This is a genomic window from Enterococcus sp. 10F3_DIV0382 (assembly GCF_002140245.1).
Lineage (GTDB): Bacteria > Bacillota > Bacilli > Lactobacillales > Enterococcaceae > Enterococcus_B > Enterococcus_B lactis.
In genome coordinates, this window is sequence record NZ_NGMF01000001.1 from 1,581,038 (window position 1) to 1,584,583 (window position 3,546).

4 protein-coding genes and 1 pseudogene are annotated in these 3,546 nt (G+C 32.7%); 4 read left to right on the top strand and 1 reads right to left on the bottom strand.

All coding sequences use genetic code 11. The annotated features are described in order from the left end of the window. Positions 1–180: pseudogene (locus A5849_RS15055) on the bottom strand (accessory regulator AgrC); the annotation flags it as partial. A gap of 149 nt (positions 181–329) precedes the next feature. Here A5849_RS15055 and A5849_RS08000 point away from each other — a divergent pair. The 4 genes from A5849_RS08000 (at position 330) to A5849_RS08015 (ending at position 3,255) form a co-directional block, all read left to right on the top strand. Then, entirely contained in the window at positions 330–1,607 is a 1,278-nt protein-coding gene (locus A5849_RS08000) for a GHKL domain-containing protein (protein WP_002314968.1), read from the top strand. Between the two features lie 7 nt (positions 1,608–1,614). Continuing rightward, positions 1,615–2,355 carry a LytTR family DNA-binding domain-containing protein gene (locus A5849_RS08005; RefSeq protein WP_002306636.1) on the top strand — a complete coding sequence of 247 codons (741 nt, stop codon included), beginning with the start codon at positions 1,615–1,617 and terminating at the stop codon, positions 2,353–2,355. Positions 2,356–2,521: 166 nt separating this feature from the next. After that, positions 2,522–3,103 (top strand): accessory gene regulator B family protein, encoded by a 582-nt coding sequence (locus A5849_RS08010; protein ID WP_002309170.1) that lies wholly within the window; start codon positions 2,522–2,524, stop codon positions 3,101–3,103. Beyond that, on the top strand, positions 3,100–3,255 hold the full coding sequence (locus A5849_RS08015) for a cyclic lactone autoinducer peptide (RefSeq protein WP_002291297.1): 156 nt from the start codon (positions 3,100–3,102) through the stop codon (positions 3,253–3,255). Before A5849_RS08010 ends, A5849_RS08015 begins: the two co-directional genes overlap by 4 nt. Positions 3,256–3,546 lie beyond the last annotated feature (291 nt).

The following is a 3,546-nucleotide window of genomic DNA, read 5'->3' on the forward strand; positions in this document are numbered from 1 at the left end:
CTTTTTTGTATAAACAGCTAAAAAGCTGATAAGAATAGCAAAAAGGCTATATGCCAGCATAAAGATCCCATGAGCACCCTTCATGAAACAGTCTAAATCTGAAAAGCGTTCAATCATAAGAAAAATGAAATAAATCAAAAACGTAGCAATAACAGTATACTTACTAATATCATATACCATCGATTTATACACATCTAGATGTGTATAAGAGACAGATGTAAAACATGCATAAAGTGAGGTTCTAAAATTGAATATTTTACAGTTAAGTTATTCTCTACTCATATCAGGGCCTGTCTCTTATACACATCTAGAAAAGTGAGGTTCTAAAATTGAATATTTTACAGTTAAGTTATTCTCTACTCATATCAGGGCAGCTGATGACGATGTTTGTTGGATTGGGCTATTTGAACAAGAAACTAAGAAATAAAAAGTATGCTTTATTATCAATCTTAGTTATCCTATTAATATCGGTGCTTTATCAATGGATAAATGTAATTGCCACTGGTTTGGTATGGCTAGTCATGTGTGCTCTCGTGATTTATCATGAAGAGACGCTTCAATCAGCTTTATTCTATGCTTCGTTATCTATTATCCTACTTATTTTTTCTAATTATCTGATTTACGTTATCTTAAAATCATTATCTATAATGATGCATGATTTAGGTATATGTTTTTTATCAATTATTTTATATTTATGTTTCGCATTTTATTTAAGGAATCATATATTAAAAAAAGTACCCCTTGAATCGATGGTATATGATATTAGTAAGTATACTGTTATTGCTACGTTTTTGATTTATTTCATTTTTCTTATGATTGAACGCTTTTCAGATTTAGACTGTTTCATGAAGGGTGCTCATGGGATCTTTATGCTGGCATATAGCCTTTTTGCTATTCTTATCAGCTTTTTAGCTGTTTATACAAAAAAGGCAGAATATAAAAGTAAAGAAGAAAAGAATCGAATGGAATATCTTATCGAATATAGTGAGCAAATCGAAAAAAGTTATATGGAAATACGCAAGTTCAAGCACGACTACAAAAACATACTAGTTTCTATGGAAAATTATATCCAAAGTAATGATATAGATGGATTGAAACATTTTTTTTACTCCCACATCAAGGAAACTGGAACCCTTTTTGATCAGGAATTATTAGAAATGTCACCGATAAGAAATCTTGAAGCCAAGGAAATAAAAAGCATCGTTTTGAGCAAGTTGTATCTAGCTCATGAAAAAGGAATAGAAATAGACGTAAATGTGCCACAAAAATTGGATTCTTTCCCCGTTCCTTCTATCATGCTAGTTCGGATGCTGGGGATCATACTAGATAATGCAGTTGAAGAATCTTCTATTATAGATAAGCCGAAAATCTTGTTTGCCGGATTGAGACAAGAAGAAGCGATAACCTTTATTATTGCCAATAAATGTCGTTCTGATATACCTGATTTACATGTATTAAAGAAAAAATCTTATTCATCAAAAGGGAAAGAACGTGGGATTGGTCTAAGCAATCTTGATGAATTAGTTCAGTTGAATAAAAATGTGTACTTAGATACTAAAATCGAAGAAGGACAGTTTATTCAAATACTGACCATTTGGGAGGGGTAGAATCTTTATGTTGAAAATTTTTGTTTGCGAAGATGACGGAACATTTAGATTAAAATTAGCAAAGATGATTCAAAATTATTTAATGATGCAAGATTATGACATCAAATTTCAAATGGATACCTCGGACCCTGAAGTGTTGCTTTCATATATACGTTCAAATAAAACAGAAGGCATCTATTTTTTAGATATTGACTTAAGTTCCAATATGAACGGAATCAATCTAGCCGCTACGATTAGAGAATACGATCCACTAGCAAAAATTATTTTTGTGACCAGTTACACGGATTTAGCTTATCTCACTTTTTTGTATAAAGTAGAAGCAATGGATTATATTGTGAAGGGGAACGATACACTGCTGCAAGAAAGCGTGACAAAATGTATCGATGTGGCTAACCAAAGATATCTTGATACAATTTTACCTACAAGAGAACAGATTCGTATTAAGAGTGGACCAATCAATACAAAATTGTTCGTAGACGAAATCTTGTTTTTTGAATCCAGTCCTGTTCCTCACAAAGTGATCGTTCATCTTGAAAATCGAATGCTAGAATATAATGGAAAAATCAAAGAGATCGAATCGTTTAGCCCGAGCTTTTACCGTTGCCATCAATCGTTTGTTGTAAATGTGGATAATATTTGTTCCATCAACAAGAAGGAAAGAACGATCCTTATGTCTAACGGAGAAAAGTGTCTTGTTTCCACCCGAAGTTTAAAAAAATTATTGATTGCATTTAGCAAAGGAGCGTGACGAATGTCACGTTCTTTTTTTATAGAATAATTTAGATATAAAGAATATAAGGGCTTTATTAAGAAAGAAAACACTGCAGTTATGTAAAAAAAACGCGCACTTTTTACTTTTTAATATATGCATCCTTATTTTTAGTATAATCAAAAGTGAGAAAGGGGTGAACGATATGCCAAATGAATATCTGTCTCTTGAAGAGAAGCTGTCAAGCAAGATGAGCAGAAAACTCGGAGAGAAATATGGGTTAACAGAACTGGAGGAAGCAAAAGTCAACTATGGATTAGCGATCCTGTTCATTAATCTTTTCAAGTTCATGCTTATTTACGTATCAGCGTTTTTCTTACATAGCATTCTTGCTGTGATCACCACTCATTTGTCTTTTATTGCTGTACGAAGATATGCAAAAGGATATCATGCAAGCCGAAGCATGGCCTGCACGCTCTATAGTATGGGATTATTGGTGGCGCTACCTGTTTTGGCTAATCATTACAATTTGGAACTTACACGCTACGAATATTTCATCGGAGCAGCTATTCTTAGTATGGTTTTAGGAATCATTGGTTCCTTTATCGCACAAGACCAACAAAAAAGAAGAAGCGTAAGAAACAAACTAGTTATAACAGGAATAAGCCTCACGCTGATCGGTTCAGTGATTCCAGCAAATGATTCAAGAGTCATGATATTACTGGGTATGTTGACCGCAATCTTACTTGTATTCATTCCAAAAAAAGAAAGGAAGATCATCAAATGAAACACACACAAACTAAATTTAGTCTCTCACATGCAATCACAACAATTGCTATCAGCGTTGCCGAAAAGGCTGTAATAAGCGGAAGTACCTGTATTGGTTTAGTTTATGAACCAAAAGTACCAGAAGCATTAAAAAAAGAAGTAGAAAAATAAGTAAAAATAAAATGGATTACCGAATAAAAAGTACCGTAAGTCCTAAAAACTGTGCCAACAGATCGTTGACACAGTTTTATTTTTTTCGATAGTTTTGTAACAAAAATACAAAGATGAAAAAGAATAAAGATTCCCATAGAGTAGTAGTCCAACTGAATTCTTTACTGATACCAAATACCATATTTCCAAGATTCGATACAATCAAATAGCCAATCGTTATGATCAATGAATAATACAATCTTTTCATCATAGGACATACCTCGTTTTTCTTTATAAGAATAGTATAAACCA

Coding starts and splice junctions, on each gene's coding strand:
- A5849_RS08005 (WP_002306636.1), top strand. CDS start 1,615: ATGTTGAAAATTTTTGTTTGCGAAGATGACGGAACATTTAGATTAAAA.
- A5849_RS08010 (WP_002309170.1), top strand. CDS start 2,522: ATGCCAAATGAATATCTGTCTCTTGAAGAGAAGCTGTCAAGCAAGATG.
- A5849_RS08015 (WP_002291297.1), top strand. CDS start 3,100: ATGAAACACACACAAACTAAATTTAGTCTCTCACATGCAATCACAACA.